The sequence below is a fragment of the Pseudoalteromonas sp. S16_S37 genome, from assembly GCF_014694405.1.
In the GTDB taxonomy this organism is placed as follows: domain Bacteria; phylum Pseudomonadota; class Gammaproteobacteria; order Enterobacterales; family Alteromonadaceae; genus Pseudoalteromonas.
In genome coordinates this window covers 1-3,802 of record NZ_JAAUWV010000107.1, presented here as the reverse complement: position 1 = coordinate 3,802, position 3,802 = coordinate 1, and the positions used below count along the sequence as shown (strand labels likewise).

The following is a 3,802-nucleotide window of genomic DNA, read 5'->3' as shown; positions in this document are numbered from 1 at the left end:
ACGAAAATTGCGTCTAAGTTATTCATGCCCTTGTCCTTGGTAATCTTATGTTTCTTGGTCGAAAGATCTGATCACCACAAGGGCTTTTAGTTCATTTTCTTATGCGCAGCTCAGGTTAGATAGATATTCTTCGGTGGTACAGACTTTGTAGTTAAACTGCGTAAGGGCTCTGCCAACGTAGTTTGAGTCAATTTGTTTGCTCGATGCTCTAAATCCTAAGTCAAATCCTTGCTCTACTAAATCAATGTTTTCGTCACCTAGATGAATATCTAATTCAATGTCTGGGTTTTGCTCCATAAAGTCAGCAAACATAATAGATAGATCGGTAATACCAAGTGCCATAGGCGCATTTATCTTTAATTTCCCCTTAATATTTTGCTGCAGATCCTGCGCAAAAATGTCTGCTTCATCTACCTTTTTAAGGATCTCTCTTGCACGCTGCAAGTAACCTTGACCAATGTGGGTAAGCTGCACGTTGCGCGTCGAGCGATGTAATAAACGCACGCCCAGTTCATTTTCTAGCCTGCTTATCTCTTTGCTGATCATAGATTTTGAGGAGTTAGTTAGTTCCGCCACTTGCGTAAAACTGCCTAAGTCTGCAAGGCGAATAAAGAGTTGAATCGCTCGTAGTTTATCCATCTGTCTAATCCATCAAGTGTATTTTTGTTCTCAATGTGAGAACAGTACATGCACATTATCGCTATATATGAAAATAAACAAGCGGCTTACTATTTACTTGCGCTTTTTAAATAAGCGACCAATAGCAAATCAAAGATTAGGAGAAAATGATGTATACCTTGTATTACTCACCAAGAGCTTGTTCATTAGCAACGCAAGTTATTTTACGAGAACTAGGGCAAAATATTGAAATTATAGATAAAAGCAAAGTTAGTAATTTTAACGCTATCAACCCTGTTGGCAGTATTCCCGTATTAGTTGACGATGGAGAAGTGCTGACTGAGGGCGTTGCTATCTTGCTTTACATATTGCACAAACATCACAGTCCAATGCTTCCTAGTGACCCGCAGGGGTATCAGCGCGCGCTGCAAGAGATGTTATTTGCCAATGCAACGATGCATCCAGCTTACTCAAAGCTGTTCTTTATTGCGAATAATGTTACTGATGAACAAACTAAACATGATTTGTTGCATAAGGCATCGTTACGTATCAATGAGCTATGGCAAGTCGTGGAATCTCGCTTGCAGAGCGGTGACTTTTTAGGTGGCGAACAACTATCAGCCGCTGATGTTTTACTGACTGTTTATTCTCACTGGGGTAGCTTTTTTGCCGTTGACATTGTGATTGGTAAGCAAACTTGCGCGATGATACAGCGTGTAGAGGCAAGGGCGAGCTTTCAACAATCATTAGCAGCGGAGCAGGCACAATGATGTTCGCTGAAACCATGGAAGTGATGTATGAAAGCTAAGCAAACTCAAAGCAATGATTTGGCAGCCATCATATCGCTTATTACAAAATACTTTGATGGCTTGCATTATGGCGATACTCAGTTGCTGGCGAGTATTTTTCATCAAGATGCTTGGTTAAAGGCACCTAACAGTCGCAGAACGCTCAACCAGTGGTTGGTAGATGTTGCTGGGCGTCCTGTTCCAGAAAACCAAGGGTATGCTTACGACTACGCCATTTTATCAGTAGAAGTTGTGCAAGATCAGGCCATGGTAAAAGTGCATTGCCCACTGTTTAACTACAACTACATAGACTTTTTGGGCTTACTCAAAGAGCACGGTAATTGGTTGATAGTAAACAAAATGTATACCAATGTTGTGCGTTAAAAGCGAACAACATTTAATTAATTAGAGAGACAATATGCCTTACATTAACGTGAAAATTACAGACGAAGGGGTTACTTGCGAGCAAAAGCAAGCCATTATCAAAGGCTGTACTCAGGTGATGATAGATGTACTTGATAAAAATCCGCAAACGACCTTTGTGGTTATAGAAGAGGTAAACACAGACAATTGGGGAATTGGTTTTGAACAAGTGACTCAGCTTAGGCAAAACCAAGGCTAATAATGTGTGATATATGAACGCGCAATCGTCAGGTTAGGTCTAGCTCTTAACCTGACTTTTGCGTATGTTACAAGCTGAATACGCAGTAAATTAACTTAGCATAATTGCCATAACAGTTTAGGAGTAAAGTGCATGTATAAGTTTAATGTTTTTGGCACTGTTATGTCGGTAGTGCGTAAAAATGACGAGTGGCAGCTGTTTAAAGAATCAGCTTCTGGTATGCGAGCTAGAGTGTATGACGTGGTGTTTCCAACAACGATGGAGCCTGATGAATTTGCTCAGTACCTCGATGATATTTATCATGAATTGTCGAGTACTAAACATCCAAGAGTCGTCTCTTTAACGCCATAAATACAGCGTGATTGTAAGTCGTTTTATTGTTTGTTTTATTGAAATACAGATGTTTTTATTAGAGTTTAACAAAAAGTAGTTTGCTATCCGTTGAGTAGTTCAGTGCGTCTGAGCTTCGTTAGTTGCCAATAACCGATATCGCCGAGGGGTAATTTGTGCCATCTGTTGTAGTTCTCTGGTCATATGAGCTTGGTCGGTAAAGCCATTTATATAGGCGACATCTGCAAGCGATAATGTTGGGTTGGCTTTTAGTACTTTCAGAGTCTGATGCACTCTGATCACTCTTTGAAGATGTTTGGGCGTAATGCCAAGCCATTTTTTAAAGTCTCTTTCAATCTGCCTTAGGCTAACGGGGGCTGCTCCAAATAGTTTACCCTCTTTGCTGGTTTTTATTCTTTCAATGGATAATTTAAGCGTATCAGGCAGCTTAGATAATTTCGGTAAGTTTTCAGATAACCAGCGGTACGCCGCAACTATTTGTGCTTGCGGAGTTGGCTTTACAATAAGCTTGCTAAATATATCCTTGTATAGGTTATTTGCTTTGGCATTTGGGTTTAATAACGTTAACTGCGGGTATTGAGTGTCTGCAATGGTTCTGCCCACTGACGGGTGAAACCTTATTCCCACCATATGACTGCCTGCAGGTAGAGTGATAAGTGCTGTTTTAGTACTGATCGGCTGTGTTATTACGCCAAAAGGCAATGTGACATTATCAACATGGATGGCGTTGCCAAGGTTGAAAACCAAACCACTACAGCCATCACAATTAAGATATTGAAGCATAGGCTCAGACAAGGTATGCGCCGTACGAGCGACCCAAATGGCTTGAACGTAGGGCGATAATCTACCTGTTGGTTTGTAAATATTAAAACTAAATCCTGAGCCCACCGATAAAAATCCTGTTAGAAAAGGCTTGGGTTAAATGCCTTAGTCATTTTGTTCCAACTATTGATCGCATTCACCGCAATTGTCAAATTCACCAAATCTTCATCCGTGAAAACGGTTCTCGCCTTTGCGAAGTCGTGCTGTGATACGCTTTGCTTTTGTGTCAGTAACTCTGCCCACTCTAAAGCACAACGCTCAATATCGTTATACAAAGGCATTCCCCGCCAAGCACTTAAGCCGATGATCCGCTCGGTACTTTCGCCTTGGGCTATCGCCTCTTTACTATGTATGTCGATACAAAATGCACATTGATTTATTTGCGATACACGCAGTTTTACCAGCTCTAGTGTCGTGATTGAGAGGGTGTTACTTGTCTCAAATTGCTCTTTTAAATAGCGCTCTTGAGTGAGCAAAATATCCAGAGCTGGACCCCATTGGTTGGACACATAAGCTAACTTTTTAAGTGGTTGATCCAGTCATGCCGCGTATCTTTGCTTACCGAAGTAAACTTCATCAGGTGTTAGTTCGTTTAGCCCTT

7 protein-coding genes are annotated in these 3,802 nt (G+C 41.0%); 4 read left to right on the top strand and 3 right to left on the bottom strand.

Annotated features, from left to right (window positions below; all coding sequences use genetic code 11):
* Positions 1 to 99: 99 nt before the first annotated feature.
* Positions 100 to 639, bottom strand: coding sequence for a LysR family transcriptional regulator (locus HC733_RS21675; protein ID WP_238937660.1), 540 nt, complete (start codon positions 637 to 639; stop codon positions 100 to 102).
* Positions 640 to 785: 146 nt separating this feature from the next.
* Here HC733_RS21675 and HC733_RS21670 point away from each other — a divergent pair, with 146 nt between their 5' ends.
* The 4 genes from HC733_RS21670 (at position 786) to HC733_RS21655 (ending at position 2,379) form a co-directional block, all read left to right on the top strand.
* Positions 786 to 1,388: a glutathione S-transferase family protein gene (locus HC733_RS21670; protein ID WP_238937659.1), complete on the top strand. Its 603-nt coding sequence runs from the start codon at positions 786 to 788 to the stop codon at positions 1,386 to 1,388.
* 27 nt (positions 1,389 to 1,415) lie between these two features.
* Positions 1,416 to 1,790: a nuclear transport factor 2 family protein gene (locus HC733_RS21665; protein WP_190367055.1), complete on the top strand. Its 375-nt coding sequence runs from the start codon at positions 1,416 to 1,418 to the stop codon at positions 1,788 to 1,790.
* Between the two features lie 34 nt (positions 1,791 to 1,824).
* Positions 1,825 to 2,028 (top strand): 2-hydroxymuconate tautomerase family protein, encoded by a 204-nt coding sequence (locus HC733_RS21660; protein ID WP_190367054.1) that lies wholly within the window; start codon positions 1,825 to 1,827, stop codon positions 2,026 to 2,028.
* A gap of 132 nt (positions 2,029 to 2,160) precedes the next feature.
* On the top strand, positions 2,161 to 2,379 hold the full coding sequence (locus HC733_RS21655) for a DUF7661 family protein (protein ID WP_190367053.1): 219 nt from the start codon (positions 2,161 to 2,163) through the stop codon (positions 2,377 to 2,379).
* Positions 2,380 to 2,478: 99 nt separating this feature from the next.
* On the opposite strand, the gene HC733_RS21650 is transcribed toward HC733_RS21655, so the two are convergent.
* Both HC733_RS21650 and HC733_RS21645 read right to left on the bottom strand, forming a co-directional pair.
* Positions 2,479 to 3,267: a helix-turn-helix domain-containing protein gene (locus tag HC733_RS21650; RefSeq protein ID WP_190367052.1), complete on the bottom strand. Its 789-nt coding sequence runs from the start codon at positions 3,265 to 3,267 to the stop codon at positions 2,479 to 2,481.
* Between the two features lie 14 nt (positions 3,268 to 3,281).
* A complete protein-coding gene (locus HC733_RS21645) occupies positions 3,282 to 3,710 on the bottom strand; it encodes a carboxymuconolactone decarboxylase family protein (RefSeq protein WP_342366051.1) in 429 nt (142 codons plus the stop codon).
* Positions 3,711 to 3,802: the final 92 nt, after the last annotated feature.